Annotated in this window: 16 protein-coding genes; 10 read left to right on the top strand and 6 right to left on the bottom strand. The window is 68.7% G+C overall.

What is annotated here, in order from left to right; genetic code table 11:
- Positions 1-167: 167 nt before the first annotated feature.
- Complete coding sequence (locus ACOCEP_RS37010; RefSeq protein WP_482334327.1) at positions 168-806, bottom strand: fibronectin type III domain-containing protein; 639 nt, start codon at positions 804-806, stop codon at positions 168-170.
- 261 nt (positions 807-1067) lie between these two features.
- On the opposite strand from ACOCEP_RS37010, the gene ACOCEP_RS37005 reads away from it, so the two are divergent.
- Genes ACOCEP_RS37005 through ACOCEP_RS36990 form a run of 4 tightly spaced genes read left to right on the top strand, consistent with a single transcriptional unit; the run spans position 1068 to position 3501 of the window.
- Entirely contained in the window at positions 1068-1619 is a 552-nt protein-coding gene (locus ACOCEP_RS37005) for a sigma-70 family RNA polymerase sigma factor (RefSeq protein WP_482339892.1), read from the top strand.
- The gene (locus tag ACOCEP_RS37000; protein ID WP_482334325.1) at positions 1616-2326 is read left to right on the top strand and encodes an anti-sigma factor family protein; all 711 of its coding nucleotides are present in this window, start codon (positions 1616-1618) and stop codon (positions 2324-2326) included. The genes ACOCEP_RS37005 and ACOCEP_RS37000 overlap by 4 nt, the downstream gene beginning before the upstream one ends.
- Positions 2323-2787, top strand: a complete 465-nt coding sequence (locus tag ACOCEP_RS36995) for an SRPBCC family protein (protein ID WP_482334323.1) — start codon at positions 2323-2325, stop codon at positions 2785-2787. Before ACOCEP_RS37000 ends, ACOCEP_RS36995 begins: the two co-directional genes overlap by 4 nt.
- Before the next feature lie 9 nt (positions 2788-2796).
- A complete protein-coding gene (locus ACOCEP_RS36990; RefSeq protein WP_482334321.1) occupies positions 2797-3501 on the top strand; it encodes a carbon-nitrogen hydrolase family protein in 705 nt (234 codons plus the stop codon).
- On the opposite strand, the gene ACOCEP_RS36985 is transcribed toward ACOCEP_RS36990, so the two are convergent.
- On the bottom strand, positions 3480-4883 hold the full coding sequence (locus tag ACOCEP_RS36985) for an MFS transporter (protein ID WP_482334320.1): 1404 nt from the start codon (positions 4881-4883) through the stop codon (positions 3480-3482). The two genes, ACOCEP_RS36990 and ACOCEP_RS36985, sit on opposite strands and share 22 nt — an antisense overlap.
- Before the next feature lie 99 nt (positions 4884-4982).
- On the opposite strand from ACOCEP_RS36985, the gene ACOCEP_RS36980 reads away from it, so the two are divergent.
- Positions 4983-5384, top strand: a complete 402-nt coding sequence (locus ACOCEP_RS36980) for a winged helix-turn-helix transcriptional regulator (RefSeq protein WP_125682348.1) — start codon at positions 4983-4985, stop codon at positions 5382-5384.
- Here ACOCEP_RS36980 and ACOCEP_RS36975 read toward each other — a convergent pair.
- The gene (locus ACOCEP_RS36975) at positions 5374-5955 is read right to left on the bottom strand and encodes a DUF6000 family protein (protein ID WP_482334318.1); all 582 of its coding nucleotides are present in this window, start codon (positions 5953-5955) and stop codon (positions 5374-5376) included. The genes ACOCEP_RS36980 and ACOCEP_RS36975 overlap by 11 nt on opposite strands.
- 83 nt (positions 5956-6038) lie before the next feature.
- Positions 6039-7358: a cation:dicarboxylate symporter family transporter gene (locus ACOCEP_RS36970; RefSeq protein ID WP_482339891.1), complete on the bottom strand. Its 1320-nt coding sequence runs from the start codon at positions 7356-7358 to the stop codon at positions 6039-6041.
- A 206-nt stretch (positions 7359-7564) separates the two neighbouring features.
- Between ACOCEP_RS36970 and ACOCEP_RS36965 the strand changes: the two genes are divergently transcribed.
- From ACOCEP_RS36965 to ACOCEP_RS36945, 5 genes are all read left to right on the top strand, one after another.
- Positions 7565-9169, top strand: a complete 1605-nt coding sequence (locus ACOCEP_RS36965; RefSeq protein WP_482334316.1) for an ATP-binding protein — start codon at positions 7565-7567, stop codon at positions 9167-9169.
- Positions 9166-9834 carry a response regulator gene (locus ACOCEP_RS36960; protein ID WP_482334314.1) on the top strand — a complete coding sequence of 223 codons (669 nt, stop codon included), beginning with the start codon at positions 9166-9168 and terminating at the stop codon, positions 9832-9834. Before ACOCEP_RS36965 ends, ACOCEP_RS36960 begins: the two co-directional genes overlap by 4 nt.
- Before the next feature lie 164 nt (positions 9835-9998).
- Complete coding sequence (locus ACOCEP_RS36955) at positions 9999-10547, top strand: snapalysin family zinc-dependent metalloprotease (protein ID WP_482334312.1); 549 nt, start codon at positions 9999-10001, stop codon at positions 10545-10547.
- Positions 10548-10674: 127 nt separating this feature from the next.
- Positions 10675-11754 (top strand): DUF5005 domain-containing protein, encoded by a 1080-nt coding sequence (locus tag ACOCEP_RS36950; RefSeq protein WP_482334310.1) that lies wholly within the window; start codon positions 10675-10677, stop codon positions 11752-11754.
- Positions 11751-12293 (top strand): hypothetical protein, encoded by a 543-nt coding sequence (locus ACOCEP_RS36945; RefSeq protein ID WP_482334308.1) that lies wholly within the window; start codon positions 11751-11753, stop codon positions 12291-12293. The genes ACOCEP_RS36950 and ACOCEP_RS36945 overlap by 4 nt, the downstream gene beginning before the upstream one ends.
- On the opposite strand, the gene ACOCEP_RS36940 is transcribed toward ACOCEP_RS36945, so the two are convergent.
- Together ACOCEP_RS36940 and ACOCEP_RS36935 are read right to left on the bottom strand one after the other, a co-directional pair.
- Complete coding sequence (locus tag ACOCEP_RS36940) at positions 12294-12851, bottom strand: hypothetical protein (protein ID WP_482334307.1); 558 nt, start codon at positions 12849-12851, stop codon at positions 12294-12296.
- A 97-nt stretch (positions 12852-12948) separates the two neighbouring features.
- Positions 12949-14361 (bottom strand): beta-N-acetylhexosaminidase, encoded by a 1413-nt coding sequence (locus tag ACOCEP_RS36935; protein ID WP_482334305.1) that lies wholly within the window; start codon positions 14359-14361, stop codon positions 12949-12951.
- Between the last annotated feature and the right edge of the window lies 1 nt (position 14362).

Genomic DNA, 14362 nt, shown 5'->3' with positions numbered 1-14362 from the left:
CCACTTTCGGGACGTCAGACGTCCCGAAAGTGGCTTTCGCGACATGATCGCCGGGGCGGTATCGGGCCCGGCCGTGGTCGAGGTTGCGAAAGCCACTTTCGCAACCCTCAACGTTGCGAAAGTGGCTTTCGCAACCCCTGCAGCGGCTACCTAAGGCACCCTTGGCCCTAACCGTCCTTGCCGCTCACGAGGTCCAGCACCGGCGAGGCGGGCCCGTAGTAGAACGCGCGCAGCCGATACGAGGAGCCTTCTTCGCCCGGCATGGTGGCGAGCCCGGCCGACGTCGTCCCCGGATCGGACACCTCGATCGGCACGAACCCGTCCGCGCCGGGTTTCTTGATCTCCACCAGGAAGCCGTCCTCGTCGCTGGAGCGATCGGCCCAGCTGAACCGCACCATCGCCTCCGGCGCGGGCTCGGCCTTGAACGACGCCGGGGCGGCCGATCGATCGCCCGCCCGCAGCGGCACGGCAGGTCCGGAAGCGGCGGGCGTCGCGGGGCCGGAAACCGTCACAGCGTCCGAAACGGCACCGTAGAACGGCCGGATCCGGTAGTAGAACCGCGTTTCCGGCATCAGGTCCGGATGCCGGAAGGTCGTCTGCCGCGGCGGCACGAACCGCAGGATCGTGTATTCGCCGTGCGGATCGGTCGTGTACTCGACGATCCTGCCCGCGGCGTCCGGATCGTCGTCGGGCCAGCTCAGGTCGACGTTCACCGGATCCGTCAGCGTCGCGGTGAAGCGGGGCTCCTCGCCGCATCCCGACACGAAGGCGACCGCCAGCAGAACGGCCGCGAGTTTCCTTGGCACGCCGAGACCCTCCCGGGAATCAGGCGGCGGCGGAATCCGGAGGCGCCAGCATACGAGCGCCTCCGGTGATCGACAAGACCCCCGGTTGAACCGCCTCCGCCGGTCATCCGTGTGGGAGGCAAGAGGAGGCGGCCATGGAGAACCGAGGAGAGGCCGGTGCCGATGCACAGTTCGATCGCGGCGGGCGCCGAACGATCCACTCTGCCCCTGCGGGTTGCAGTACTGTCCTCGCCGACCCAGAAGACCGTCGGGAGGACGCGAGTGGCGATCGGAGGCTGGCGGCCCAAAAAGGCCAAAGGCGAGGACTTGGTCAGACACTTGTACGCCGAACACGGGCGAAGCCTGCTGGCGTATGCGACAAGGCTGACCGGGGACCGCGCGGCCGCGGAGGACGTCGTGCAGGAGACCTTGGTCCGGGCTTGGAAACATGCCGAAGACCTGGAGAACGACGCGAAGGGATCGGTGCGGGGCTGGCTGCTCACGGTCGCCCGGAACATCATCACCGACCGCGCGCGGGCCAGGGCGGCGCGGCCACCGGAAGTGCCGGAGCCGGCGGAAGGCGTGCCCACCCCGGCGGTGGAGCGGGACCACGCGCAAGGCGTCGTGGACTCCATGGCCGTGCTCGGAGCCATGGACGGCCTGTCCACGGAACATCGTGAGGTACTGGTGGAGATCTATTACCGGGGCCGGACGGTGGCCGAAGCGGCGAAATCCCTGGGCGTGGCCCCGGGTACCGTTAAGTCGAGATCTTATTACGCGTTACGGGCGCTCAGAGCCGTGATGTCCGGACCCGGGAAGGAGGTAGCGCGATGAGTGCGGTGGGACACGACCAGGGCCAGCTCGCCGCCTACGTCCTCGGCGGCCTGACTCAGGCGGAAGCGGCCACGTTCGAGACGCATCTGGCGAACTGCCCGACGTGCCGTCGCGAGGTGCGCGAGCTGTCGGAGCTGCGTCACCACCTCGACGAGGTGCCGCCGGAGGCGTTCCTCGACGGACCGCCCGACGGCGGAGATCTGCTCCTGCAGCGCACGCTGCGCCAGGTTCGCGAAGAAGAGGGCACCCAAGAGCGCAAACCGCGGCGGCTCCTCGCCGTCGCCGGTGCGGCCGTGCTGGTCGTGGTGGCGCTCGGCGCGGGTGTACTCGTCGGACGGCAGACGTCGCCCGAACCGTCGACGGTGGCTTTGCCGGTGCCGACGGCGACTGCCCCGGTGCCCGGCACCCGCGACCTCGCGGCGATCAACCGGGACACGGGTGTGCAACTGGCGGTCCGGGTGGTCCCGGCCGCGGGCTGGGTGCGGCTGCACGCCAAGGCGACAGGTGTCCGCGAAGGCGAGAAGTGCGCGCTCATCGTCGTGACGAAGAGCGGAGAGCGGGTCAACGCCGGCAGCTGGCTCGTTTCGGAGAAGGGACAGCGTGAGGGCACCGGTGTCGACGGTTCCGCGTTGGTCGCCCCCGGTGACGTGGCTTCGGTCGACGTCGTGACGATGGACGGCCGGAACCTGGTGTCGGCGCAGGTATGACGGGTTCGCTCACGGGTCGCGGAGGCGGTTGGTACCGCTTCCGCGACACGTGGGTGCTGCCCGCCTCGCCCAAGGCGGTCTTCGACGCGGTCGTCGACTTGGCCGCGTACCCGCTGTGGTGGCGCGACGTGCGTTCGGTCAGCCGGGTCGACGAGGACACCGCCGAACTCGTCTGCCGCTCCAGGCTGCCGTACGCGCTGACCGTGCGGATGCACCGAGATCGCCAGGACGAGCGCGAGGGGCGGCTGCGAGTGCTGCTCAGCGGTGACCTCGAAGGGACGCTGGCCGGTGCGCTGGTCGCGGTGGGAAGCGGCACGAGACTGGAGATCACGCAGGAGGTCGAGGCGCGGAAACCGTTGCTGCGCAAGCTCGATCGGGTCGCCAGGCCGGTCTTCCGGATCAACCACGCGCTCATGATGCGGCGGGGGCAACACGGTTTGCGGGGATATCTGGGGCGCTAGGCTCCCGCCATGCGTGTCGCCACCGTGCAGCCGTTCACCGTCCCCGCCGACCTCGCCGCGAACATCACCGAACACGCCAGGCTCCTCCGGATCGCGGACGCCGACCTCTGCGTGTTCCCCGAACTCTCCCTGACCGGTCTGGAATTCGAGGCGCTCGCCGCCGACCCTGGCCTCTGGCTGACTCCTGACGATCCACGCCTCGAACCGCTTCGGAAGGCTTGCCGGGCGAGCGCCGTCCACGCCGTCATCGGGCTGCCCCTGGTGGAGGACGGGCACCGGTACATCGGTTCACTCGTCCTCGGCCCCGGCGGGGAAACCGTTGCCACCTATGCGAAACGGAACCTGCACAACAGCGAGGACGAGCTCTTCGAACCGGGCACGAGGCAGGTGATCGTCGAGGTCGGCGGCAGGCTTCTCGGCCTGGCGATCTGCCTCGACGCCGCGAACCCGGAGCACGCGCGGGAACTCGCCGAAGCGGGCGCCGAGGTCTACGTCCTCAGCGCGCTCTTCAGCGAGGGCCAGGAAGACCGGTTGCTCGATCAGGTCGGCGTCGCGGCCGGATACGGGATGTGGGTGGTGCTTTCCCAGTACTCCGGCAAGACCGGCGGCATGGCCGCGTTCGGCGGCAGCGGAGTCTGGAAACCCGGAGGCGCCGCCGAGGTGCGTCTCGGCGGCGAGGTCTCCGAGTGGGCTTACGCGACGATCGCTTCCTGAACCTTCCGGGTGCGAAGGAGCACTGTCGCGGCGAAGACCGCGAGAGCGAGCAGTCCGGCGCTCAACGCGTACGCCGTCCGGTAGCCGCTGGTGAGGGCTTCGGGAATCGCGGTGCCCTCGGCCAGCAGTGATCCGGTGCGGGACGCGGCGGCGGTCGCGAGCACGGCGGTCCCGACGGCCGCACCGATCTGCTGAGTGGTGTTGATCAGTCCCGAAGCGACCCCGGTGTCGGCGGGGGCGACGCCCGCCATCGCCTGTCCCATCAGCGCCGGCATCGCCGCGCCGAACCCGACGCCCATCAGCACGAGCGCGGGCAGGACGTCCGTGGCGTAGTCGCCGTCGGCCTGGACGGTGGCGAGGAAGCCGAGCGCCAGCGCGACCAGCGAGAGCCCGCTGACGAGGACCGTTCGTGCCCCGAAGCGGTGGTTCAGGCGCTCGGCGAAGACGAGCGACATCACCGCGATCGAAAGCGGTGCCGGCAGGAAGGCGAACCCGGTGCTCAACGCGTCGAGTTCGAGCACCCGCTGCAGGTAGAGCGCGGTGATGAACTGGAAGCCGAACAGCCCGGCGACCATCAGGACCATCACCGTGTTCGCCCCGGACACCGCACGGAGCCGGAAGATCCTCAGCGGCAGCAGCGGCCGACGGGCCTTCGCTTGCCGGAGCACGAATCCGGTGAGAAGAAGCAGCGACAGCGCGAGCAGCCCGAGCGTGCGTGCGTCGGCCCAGGTGTACTCCTCGGCCTTGACGATCGTGTAGACCAGGAGCATCAGCCCGCCGGTGACCAGCCCGGCGCCGGTGACGTCTGTGCCGCCGCGCAGGCCAGGGCCTCGATCGTCGGCGAGCAGCCGGACGGCGAGCGCCAGCGCGATCGCGCCGATCGGCAGGTTGACGAAGAACGTCCAGTGCCAGTCGAGCAGTTGCGTCAGCGTCCCGCCCGCGATGAGCCCGATCGACGAGCCCGCGGCTTGGGTGAAGCTGTAGACGCCGATGGCCTTCGCCCGTGCCCGCGGTTCCGGGTAGAGCGTGGTGATCATGCCGAGCACGACGGCCGACGCCAGCGCGCCGCCCGCGCCCTGCAGGAAGCGGAACACGATGAGCTGCGCCTGGTCCTGCGCGATTCCGCACAACAGAGAGGCGAGGGTGAACACGCCGAGCCCGGCGAGGAAGACCCGTTTCCGGCCGATCAGGTCGCCCAGCCTGCCGGACAGCAGGAGCAGCCCGGCGAAGGCGATCAGGTAGGCGTTGACCACCCAGGCGAGGGTGGACGCGGTGAAGCCGAGGTCGTTCTGGATCGCGGGGAGCGCGACGGCGACGATCGAGCCGTCGAGGACGACCATCAGCGAGACGGCGCAAAGGACGGCGAGGGTGAGAGCGCGCATGGTGATCCTTCAAGATTTCCCCAGGTGATGCCTTGGTGCATCACTTGTAACAGCGCCCATCTTGTGTGACTCTGTTCCTCGCCGGAAGGAGGCACTTTCATGTCCCAGGGGAACACCGATGTGACCGCGCAGGCCAGGGTCGTCGATCCCGAAAAACTCGAGGTGTGCACCGTGCTCGAGGTGATCAACCGGATCAGCGGCAAGTGGGCGATCGGCATCCTGCTGGAGGCCACGCGCGGCCCCGTGCGGTTCACCGAGCTGGAGCGCTCGGTGGAGGGGATCAGCAGGCGGATGCTCACCCTGACGTTGCGGAATCTCGAACGCGACGGCCTGCTCGTGCGCACCGTGTACCCGACGGTGCCGCCGAAGGTGGAGTACGAAGCGACGCCGATGGCGAAAGAGCTCTACGCCTCGCTGAGCGGTTTGCTGAGCTGGGCCGAGCGCCACCGCGACTCGATCGCCGAGTCCCGCGTCGTCTACGACGAGAAGGTCAGCGCCTGACGTCCGCCGCGTGCACGGCGCGTTGGACGTGCGAGCACAACATGGCGAAGTACATCTTGTGGAAAGGCAGGTCCGTGCTGTTCTTCGCGGACCAGCTTTCCCAGAGGCCGCCTGGGCGCAGATAGCGTGACGTGTACGCGGTCGTGAGGTCGGCGTCGATGTGGTGCAGGGCCGCGAGCGCCCATTCCTGGTCGTAGCGCAGGTCCGGCCGCGCGAGGTAGTGGTCCAGATAGGACACGAGGATCTCGGCGTCGGCGATGGTGCCGAACCGGGCGAGCGCGAAGCAGTAACCCTGCCCGGCGAAGACCAGGCCGCTTTCCAGGAACAGTTCCCGGATGCGGCCTCGCCACGCGGTGCGGCGGTCGACGCCGATGAGCCACGCCGCGGTGATCCGTGGCCGCCAGTCCGCCGCGAGCAGCTCTTCGAGTTCGTCGTCGGTGATGGTCCGCGCGTCCTCGACCAGGTCGCGCAGGAAAACCTCGCGCTCGGGGTCGCTCATCATCCCGGCGAAGTTGCCGTGCAGCAGCTTCGAGTACCGCGAGACCACGTAGCGGTCGATGGCGTCCGGCATGCCGGTGAGTTTCCCAGATGAGAAGGAACCGCGGTGCGAGGACGGGGGACCCTCGCACCGCGGTTCCGGTTCGTCGCCGGGCGCTACGCGTGTGCCACGGTCTTTTCCCGGTCGCCTTCAGGATCCTGCGATGTGTCGGGATGGTCGTCGATCAGGGTGGCTTCGTCGAACGGTGCCTGGCCGCTGAAGACCCGGTTGGCCTGGTCACGGTCGAATTCCTTGGTCCACGTGCCGACCAGGACGGTCGCGACGGCGTTGCCCGCGAAGTTGGTCAGCGCGCGGGCCTCGGACATGAACCGGTCGATGCCGAGGATGAACCCGACGCCGTCCACCAGTTCCGGCCGGTGCGACTGGAGGCCGCCGGCGAGGGTGGCGATCCCGGCGCCGCTCACACCCGCCGCGCCCTTCGACGCGATGATCATGAACAGCAGCAAGGAGATCTGTTCGCCCACGCCCAGCGGCTGGTCCTGCGCGGTCGCGATGAACAGCGTCGCCATCGTCAGGTAGATGGCCGTGCCGTCGAGGTTGAACGAGTAGCCGGTGGGCACGGTGATGCCGACGACCGGTTTGGAGACCCCGAGGTGCTCCATCTTCGCGATCAGGCGGGGCAGCGCCGATTCGGACGACGAGGTCGACAGGATCAGCAGGAATTCGCGGCCCAGGTAACGCAGCAGGGTGAAGATGTTGACCCGCGCCCCGATCCACAGCACCGCGCCGAGCACGCCGAACACGAACACCAGGCACGTCAGGTAGAAGCCGATCATGATGACGGCCAGGCTGCGCAGCGCGTCCCAGCCGGTTTCGCCGACGACGGCGGCGATCGCGCCGAACGCGCCGACCGGGGCCGCCCACATGATCATCGCCAGGATCCGGAACACCAGGCGCTGGATGTGCTCGATACCGCGGCGGATCGGCTCGCCCTTCGTGCCCAGTTTCTGCACGGCGAATCCGGCGAGCAGCGCGACCAGCAGCGTCTGCAGCACCTGGCCTTCGGTGAACGCGGAACCGAAGCTGGTGGGGATGATGCCCATCAGGAAGTCGATGGTGCCTTCGCCGCCCTCGGCCTGTGTGTGGGCCTTCGCGGCGGCGGCGGGGTCGAGGTGCAGGCCCTCACCCGGGTGCAGGAGGTTGCCGACGACGAGTCCGATGGCGAGCGCGAACGTCGACATCATCAGGAAGTAGCCGAGCGACAGCAGCCCGACCTTGCCGACCTTCGCGGCCTTCGCCACCGATCCGATGCCGAGGACGATGGTGCAGAAGATGATGGGGGAGATCATCATCTTGATGAGATTGACGAAGCCCGTGCCGAGTGGTTTGAGCTCCTTGGCCACGTCCGGCGCGGCGAACCCGACGATGACGCCGAGGACGACCGCCGCGATCACGGCCATGTACAGATAGTGCATCTTGTCGCGACGTCGTGACGCCACTTCCGGCGTTGCAGGCACCTTTGCCTCCAGCTCAGGGGGTGTCCAAGGGAATTGCCCATCACTATCACTCGGCCAGGTGAGCTGGGTCACGGTTGTGTTCATTGAGTTCGCGTGTGTGCCTTTTAGGGAATTCCGCCCCGGGTCCGTGAGCGACCTGGACGGCTGTGTGCTGGTATGAGCGGGTGCCCTCGACGACGCGGATCCGGACCAGACGCGGCAGTCTCGCCCGTCAGCTGCTGATTCTCCAGCTCGTCGTGCTTTTCGTGCTCGTCGCGGCGGGGGTGACGTTCGCCTATCTCGATTCCGTCCGGGCCACCGAGGACCGGGCGGAGGACAAGGTGATCGCGGTCGCCGAGTCGGTGGCGGACGCGCCGGGTGTGCTGGCCGCACTGTCCACATCGGAGCCTGCCACGACGTTGCAGCCGTTCGCGCAGAGTGTCCGGGCGGACACGCAGGTGGATTTCGTGACCATCATGGACAAGAACGGGATCCGCTACACCCATCCGAATCCGGACCTGATCGGGCAGCCGTTCATCGGCAACATCGGCGAGGCGCAACGCGGCGGCAGGGTGCTCGAGACCTACGCCGGCTCGCTCGGGCCGTCCGAACGCGTCGTGGTCCCGGTGCACGGTGCCGCCGGGCAGGTCGTCGCACTGGTGTCGGTCGGCATCACGGTGGAAGCGATCGACGCCGAACTGCGGGAACGCCTGTGGCCGCTGATCGGGGTCGCGGTGGCGGTGCTGGTGGTCGGCGGGATCGGCAGCTATCTCGTCAGCGCCCGGCTCCGGCGGCAGACCAGGGGGATCGCGCCGGAAGAACTGAGCAACCTGTTCGAATACCACGAGGCCGTTCTGCATTCCGTGCGCGAGGGGCTGCTGCTCGTCGGCGGCGACGGGCGAGTGGTGCTGTGCAACGACGGAGCCCGCGCGCTGCTGGCCGTCACCGACGACCCGGTCGGCCGCGAACTGTCCGCATTGGACATTCCGGAGGATCTCGTCGAAGCGTTCACCTCGGGGGAGGAGCGCACCGACGAACTCCATCTCACCGAGGCCAGGGTGCTCGTCGTCAGCACGTCGCCGGTGCGCTCGGGCGGGAAGGCGATGGGCACCGTGGTGATCCTGCGCGATCACACGGAACTTCAGGCGCTGACCGGGGAACTGACCACCGTGCGCGGCCTGGCCGAGGCGCTGCGGTCGCAGGCGCACGAGGCGGCGAACCGGCTCCACACCGTCGTTTCGCTGGTCGAGATCGGCCGCCCCGAACAGGCCGTCGAGTTCGCGACCGAAGAACTCGCGCTGGCGCAGGAACTCACCGACCGTGTGGTCGGCGCGGTCGCCGAACCGGTGCTCGCGGCGCTGCTGCTCGGCAAGGCGGCGGAGGCGAGCGAGCGCGGTGTCGAGTTCACGATCACGCCCGACACCGTCATGGAGGACGCGGACACCGGTGTCCCGCCGCGGGATCTGGTGACCATCCTCGGCAACCTGATCGACAACGGCATCGACGCGGCGGCCGGGAACGCCGGCACCGGCGGTCGGCCCGGCGTCGAGGTGACCGTCCGCGCGGACGCCGACGGATTGCTGCTGCGGGTCGCCGACACCGGGCCCGGCGTCCAGGACGTCGAAGAGGTCTTCCGGCGAGGCTGGTCCACCAAACCCGAAGACGGGCACGGGCTCGGTCTGGCGCTGGTGGGTCAGGCGGTGCGGCGGCACAGTGGGACGATCGACGTCGACCGCGACGAGGGCGCGGTGTTCACCGTGTGTTTGCCGCCGAAGGAGCCGACACGATGATCAAGGTGCTGGTCGTCGAGGACGAACCGGTGGCCGCCGACGCGCATCGGGTGTACGTCGAGCGCATGCCCGGCTTCACGGTGTCCGGCGTCGTCCACTCCGGCGGCGACGCCCTGCGGTTCTGCGAACGCGAACCGGTCGACCTGGTGCTGCTGGACTTCTATCTCCCGGACACGCACGGTCTCGCCGTCTGCCGGTCGCTGCGCGCGGCCGGGCTCCCGATCGACGTCATCGCGGTGACCTCGGCGCGGGATCTGGCGCTGGTCAAGGCCGCCGTGTCGGTCGGGGTGGTGCAGTACCTGCTGAAACCGTTCACGTTCGCCTCCCTGCGGGAGAAACTCGAGCGTTACGCCGAGTTCCACGGAGCTTCGGGCGAGGTGACCGGGCAGGCCGAGATCGACCGCGCGCTCGGCGCCCTGCGCACCACCGAGCGGCAGGTCCTGCCGAAGGGGATGAGCGCGCAGACCCTGGAGGCGATCACCGAAGTCCTCGCCTCGGCCGCCGACGGCCTGTCCGCCGGGGCGGCCGCTACGGCGATCGGGGCCTCCCGCGTCACCGCGCGCCGCTACCTCGAATACCTCGCCGACAACGGCCTCGCCCAGCGTGAGCCCCGCTACGGCCAGGTCGGCCGCCCCGAGGTCTGGTACAAACCGAAAACCGTATAACGACCTATACGACGGATCATGGTCGTATGCGAACACGTGCATGTCAATAGGGCGAAAGTGTTGGTAAATCACCAGCTGGCGGAAGCGACGAAAGTCGGTGCCGGGTCTCGGCCGGGACTCCTAAATTCACGAACCATTCCGTTGTCCTCACAAGGAGTGGGTCCATGGCAAGGAAGTTCTTCGTCTCCGCCTCCGTGAGCTTGGCGCTGCTGGCCGTCCCGGTCACCGCGGGCCAGGCCACGGCGGCGGTCCAGCCTGCTCAGCAGACCGTGGCGGCCACCACGGTCTACTACGACGCCTCGGGTGCCCCCACCTTCCGGGCCGCCATCCAGGCCGGCGTGGCGAACTGGAACAACTCGGTGTCCAACGTGAAGCTGCAGGAAAGCTCGTCGGGCGCCACCCTGCGCTACACCGAGGGCAACGACCCCTCGGGTTCGTACGCCGAGACCGACGGCCACGGCCGCGGCACCATCTTCATCGACTACACGCAGGCGCGGGAGTACGACCAGACGCGGATCGCCGCGCACGAGACCGGCCACGCGCTCGGCCTGCCGGACAATTACCAGGGCCCGTGCTCCGAACTGATGTCCGGCGGCGGCCCCGGCCCGTCCTGCACCAACGCGAAGCCGAACGCGCAGGAGATCTCGCGGGTGAACTCGCTGTGGGCCAACGGGCTCGTCGCGGCGGGCGCCATGCAGCGCATTTACAACTGACGCCTCTGGTCCCTCGTGAGTGGTAAGGACGGTTCTAACCGTCCTTACCACTCACGAGAATTCGTCGACCGTAACCACCTGCCGCACAAGGGTCGTACGAAGACCTCGGCGGCTCTAGCATGATCAGATGCGTCGGGCGCCGCGGATTCTCGTACCAGCCGCGCTGCTGTTCAGCGCCATGGTGGCGAGCAGCGGGATCGCGTCCGCGCCGCCACCGCCGGTGGCGCCCTTCGCCGGGCTGAACGAACTCTGGAACGGCTACGGCGATCAGGGCGGGCACTGGACGGGCGGGGATCGCACGGTGTCGGTGCCGCTGCCGGACGGCCGCACCGCGTGGCTGTTCTCGGACACGTTCCTCGGCACGGTGAACCCCGACCACAGCCGTCCCCGGGACAGCCCGATCGCGCGCAACACCCTGGTCGTCCAGCGGCCCGACGGCACGCTGGGGGAGACGCTGCACGGTGGCACCGCGGACGAGCCGGAGGCGCTGATCGGGCTCGCGGGTTCCGGTGAGCACTACTGGGTCGGCGACGGAGTCGTCCAGGGCGACGTCCTGCGGGTGCTCTACAACCGGTACGAGACGACAGGGTCCGGCGGCCTCGATTTCCGGAGCGCCGGGACCTCGCTGGCGACGTTCCGGCTGCCCGCGCTGACGCCGTCCGAGCTGCTGGTGATCCCGGTGAGCGACAAGGTCGCGTGGGGATCGGAGCTGCTCGAAGACGGCGGGCACATCTACATCTACGGTGCCGAACAAGGCCGGCTGAGGCTCGCCAGGGTGCCCGTCGGTGGCCTTCGCGGGCCTTGGCGGTTCTGGACCGGCGCCGGCTGGTCGTCTCGAGAAGAGGACTCGGCCCGGATGCTGTCCGGGGTCGGGACGGCGTTCTCGGTGAACCGCGTCGGCGGCGAGTACGTGCTGATCACCATGGACACGAGCCCCGGTTTCAGCCCGGTGATGCTCGCGTACACCGCGAGTTCGCCGACCGGCCCGTTCGGCGATCCGGTCGTGCTCCACCGGGCACCCGAAGCCAGTGACCGGCGCATCGTCTACGACGCGACAGCGCATCCGCAGCTGAGCCGTCCAGGGAAGCTCATGGTGTCCTACAACGTGAACAGCCTCGACCACGGCGACAACTTCGAGGACGCGCGGATCTACCGGCCGCGGTTCGTCGAGGTCACCTGGCCACCGGCGCTACGCTTCATCGGGTGATCGAGATACTCGACGATCTGGACGTCCTCACCCGGCCGGACGTCGATCCCCGCACTCTGAGCCTCGCCGGTGCGCGCCTCGGGTCGGACGCCGCCGTCACCGTCGCCCGCGACAGCGTCATCGAGGTCACGCTTTCGCCGATCGTCCACCGCGTGATCGCCGGAAGCGGCCGGGAGACGGAGTACTACGGCGCGGACGGTGCGCCCCTCTCGCGTGAAGTGGTGGTCGAGAGCGTCGTCGAAGGCGAGGGAATCGTGCACTTTCCCGGCAAATTCAGCTACCGGATCGTCGGCGGGGTGGTCGTCGGCTTCGCGATGTACGGCGGCGAGCGCGGTCTTCTCGCCCACTTCGGGTACCTGCGTTCCCGTGACGAGTTCCTCGACGCGTTCGGCACGCCCGACCTCGTCGAGGAGAGCTTCGACTGCGGCGAGCTGATGGGATACCGGCATCGTTACCTGGCCGCGGGGAAACAGGTGTTCTGGGACAGCTGGGACGAGCGCGTGGGTTCGCTGAACATCGGCGACTTCGGCGCTCGCTGATCATTCGTCCCGCGGCGCTTCGATACTCAGGGAAGTGCCACCCGTGAGCTGGTTCAGCCTGGTCATGGTCCGGTCCAGCTGCTCCGCCAGCCTCGGGATCGTGCTCGACGGGAGATAGGCCTCGGCGCCGGCGTCGAGCAGACGGCGCACCGGACCCTCGTACTTGACGCCGAGCTCGGCGTCCTCGATCTCCGTGATCACGATCCGGGCCTTCGGATACAGCGCGCGGAAGTTGCCGATCAACTGTGGGCTGCCCGGCGGGACCAGCAGGACGTCGACGGTCGGGGGAGCCGAGCGCAGGTCCAGGACGAGGTAGCCGGGCCCGAGCCGCTCGGACAACGAGTCCCGCGCCGACGCGGACAGCTTCATGGCGGTGGCCACCACCGTGATGTCGTCGGAGTCCGCCGGACGCACCGGTTCTTCGCGGGCAGCGGCGGAAATCGTCCCGATGGTCTCGCCGTTCCGGGTGATGAGCACGTTCTCGCCAGGGCGGAGGGTGTCGATGAGCGCTACGAGTTCTTCAGGAAGCTGGGAGGCGTCGACCCACTGATCACTCATCACCCCATGATGGCCTGATCCCCCGCGCGTGGTGCAAGGAAGGTACGTGAAGGCCCCCTTCACTGCGCTAGGCGCAATGAAGGGGGCCTTCACGTGTTCACCGCTGCCGAGGCCGTCCGGGCACGCCCGGTCGCGTCTGCCAGGGAAGCGGCCCGTCGAGCGGCCGGTACTCGACGCCCAGCGCGTCCAGCCGCGGCAGGTGATGGTCCCGCAGCCGCGGCAGGAACTCCGCGTAGTCCCGCCCGTCCGGATCGCTCCACGCCACCTCGGCGAAGGCGCATAGACGCGGGAAGGCGACGTAGTCCACCCGCCGCACGGTGTCGAGATGCTCCGACCACACCTGCGCCTGCGCCCCGAGAATCGACTTCCCCTCGGGGAAATCAGCGGGCACCGGCTCGTAGCCGTAGAAGCTCTCCAGCGTGCTCAGGTACCCCACGGGGATCGGTTCGTCCGGGTGATCGGACTGCCGGTGGTCCAGGTACACGTGCTCCTCGGGGCACATGACTACGTCGTGCCCGGCGGCCGCCGCGCGGGCGCCGGCCGCTTCGCTCTGCCACGACCCGATGACCATCGGCGGCAGGTCACCCGCTTCGAGCACTTCGTCCCAGCCCAGCGGACGACGCCCCCGATCGACCAGATGCTGCGCGATCTCCCGGACGAACCGGCCGTGTTCCTCGGTCGCGCCGGGAACTTCGTCACCGCCGAGCGCGATGACCTCGGACGGGAAGATCTCCAGTACGTGGTCGAAGACGCGTTTGAAGAAGTCCACTGTGGACTCCTCGGTGTTCAGCAGGGACGTGCTGATACCCCAGCTGGTCCACACCTCCCACGGCTCGCCGGTTTCCGGGCCGAGCTCGGGGTACGCGGTGATCGCGGCCCGTGCGTGCCCGGGGATGTCGACCTCCGGGACCACCGTGACCGAACGCGCGGCGGCGTACGCGACGATCTCGCGGAGATCGTCGGCCGTGTAGAACCCGCCGTGCGGCCGCCCGTCCCGTTCCGGACCGTCGTGCCGTCCGACCATGGACGACTTCCGCCAGCCGCCGACCTCGGTCAGCCGGGGGAACTCGGGGATCTCGATCCGCCAGCCCTGGTCGTCGGTCAGGTGCAGGTTGAGCACGTTGAGCTTGTGCGCGGCGATCAGGTCGATGAACCGCAGCACTTCGGCCTTGGTCCGGAAGTGCCTCGCCACGTCGAGTAAACAGCCGCGCCAGCCGAACCGCGGATGGTCGGTGACCACGCCGCACGGGATGCTCCGCTGTCCACTGTGGATCGACGCGGCCCGGAACGCGTCCGGCCCGATCAGTTGCCGGAGGGTCTGACGGCCGTAGAACTCGCCTGCCGCGTCGGCCGCGTGCAGGGTCACGCCGGACGGATCGATCTCCAGCCGGTAACCCTCGGCGGGCAGGAGGTCGTCGCGGCGCACGTCCACTTCGGACGGTACTGGACATTGTCCCGGCAGGGGTTCCACCGAGACGGGACGGGGGAGCAACGTTTCGAAGCCAGGCATG

The sequence above is a fragment of the Amycolatopsis sp. CA-211722 genome (assembly GCF_056828465.1).
This window is presented reverse-complemented; position numbering and strand designations above follow the sequence as displayed.

Bases quoted from the DNA above. Each gene is read 5' to 3' on its own strand.
- ACOCEP_RS36950 (WP_482334310.1), top strand. From the start codon at position 10,675: ATGCGTCGGGCGCCGCGGATTCTCGTACCAGCCGCGCTGCTGTTCAGC.
- ACOCEP_RS36995 (WP_482334323.1), top strand. From the start codon at position 2,323: ATGACGGGTTCGCTCACGGGTCGCGGAGGCGGTTGGTACCGCTTCCGC.
- ACOCEP_RS36985 (WP_482334320.1), bottom strand. From the start codon at position 4,883: ATGCGCGCTCTCACCCTCGCCGTCCTTTGCGCCGTCTCGCTGATGGTC.
- ACOCEP_RS36940 (WP_482334307.1), bottom strand. From the start codon at position 12,851: ATGAGTGATCAGTGGGTCGACGCCTCCCAGCTTCCTGAAGAACTCGTA.
- ACOCEP_RS36970 (WP_482339891.1), bottom strand. From the start codon at position 7,358: ATGCACTATCTGTACATGGCCGTGATCGCGGCGGTCGTCCTCGGCGTC.
- ACOCEP_RS36975 (WP_482334318.1), bottom strand. From the start codon at position 5,955: ATGCCGGACGCCATCGACCGCTACGTGGTCTCGCGGTACTCGAAGCTG.
- ACOCEP_RS36935 (WP_482334305.1), bottom strand. From the start codon at position 14,361: ATGCCTGGCTTCGAAACGTTGCTCCCCCGTCCCGTCTCGGTGGAACCC.
- ACOCEP_RS36960 (WP_482334314.1), top strand. From the start codon at position 9,166: ATGATCAAGGTGCTGGTCGTCGAGGACGAACCGGTGGCCGCCGACGCG.
- ACOCEP_RS37000 (WP_482334325.1), top strand. From the start codon at position 1,616: ATGAGTGCGGTGGGACACGACCAGGGCCAGCTCGCCGCCTACGTCCTC.
- ACOCEP_RS36955 (WP_482334312.1), top strand. From the start codon at position 9,999: ATGGCAAGGAAGTTCTTCGTCTCCGCCTCCGTGAGCTTGGCGCTGCTG.
- ACOCEP_RS36990 (WP_482334321.1), top strand. From the start codon at position 2,797: ATGCGTGTCGCCACCGTGCAGCCGTTCACCGTCCCCGCCGACCTCGCC.
- ACOCEP_RS36980 (WP_125682348.1), top strand. From the start codon at position 4,983: ATGTCCCAGGGGAACACCGATGTGACCGCGCAGGCCAGGGTCGTCGAT.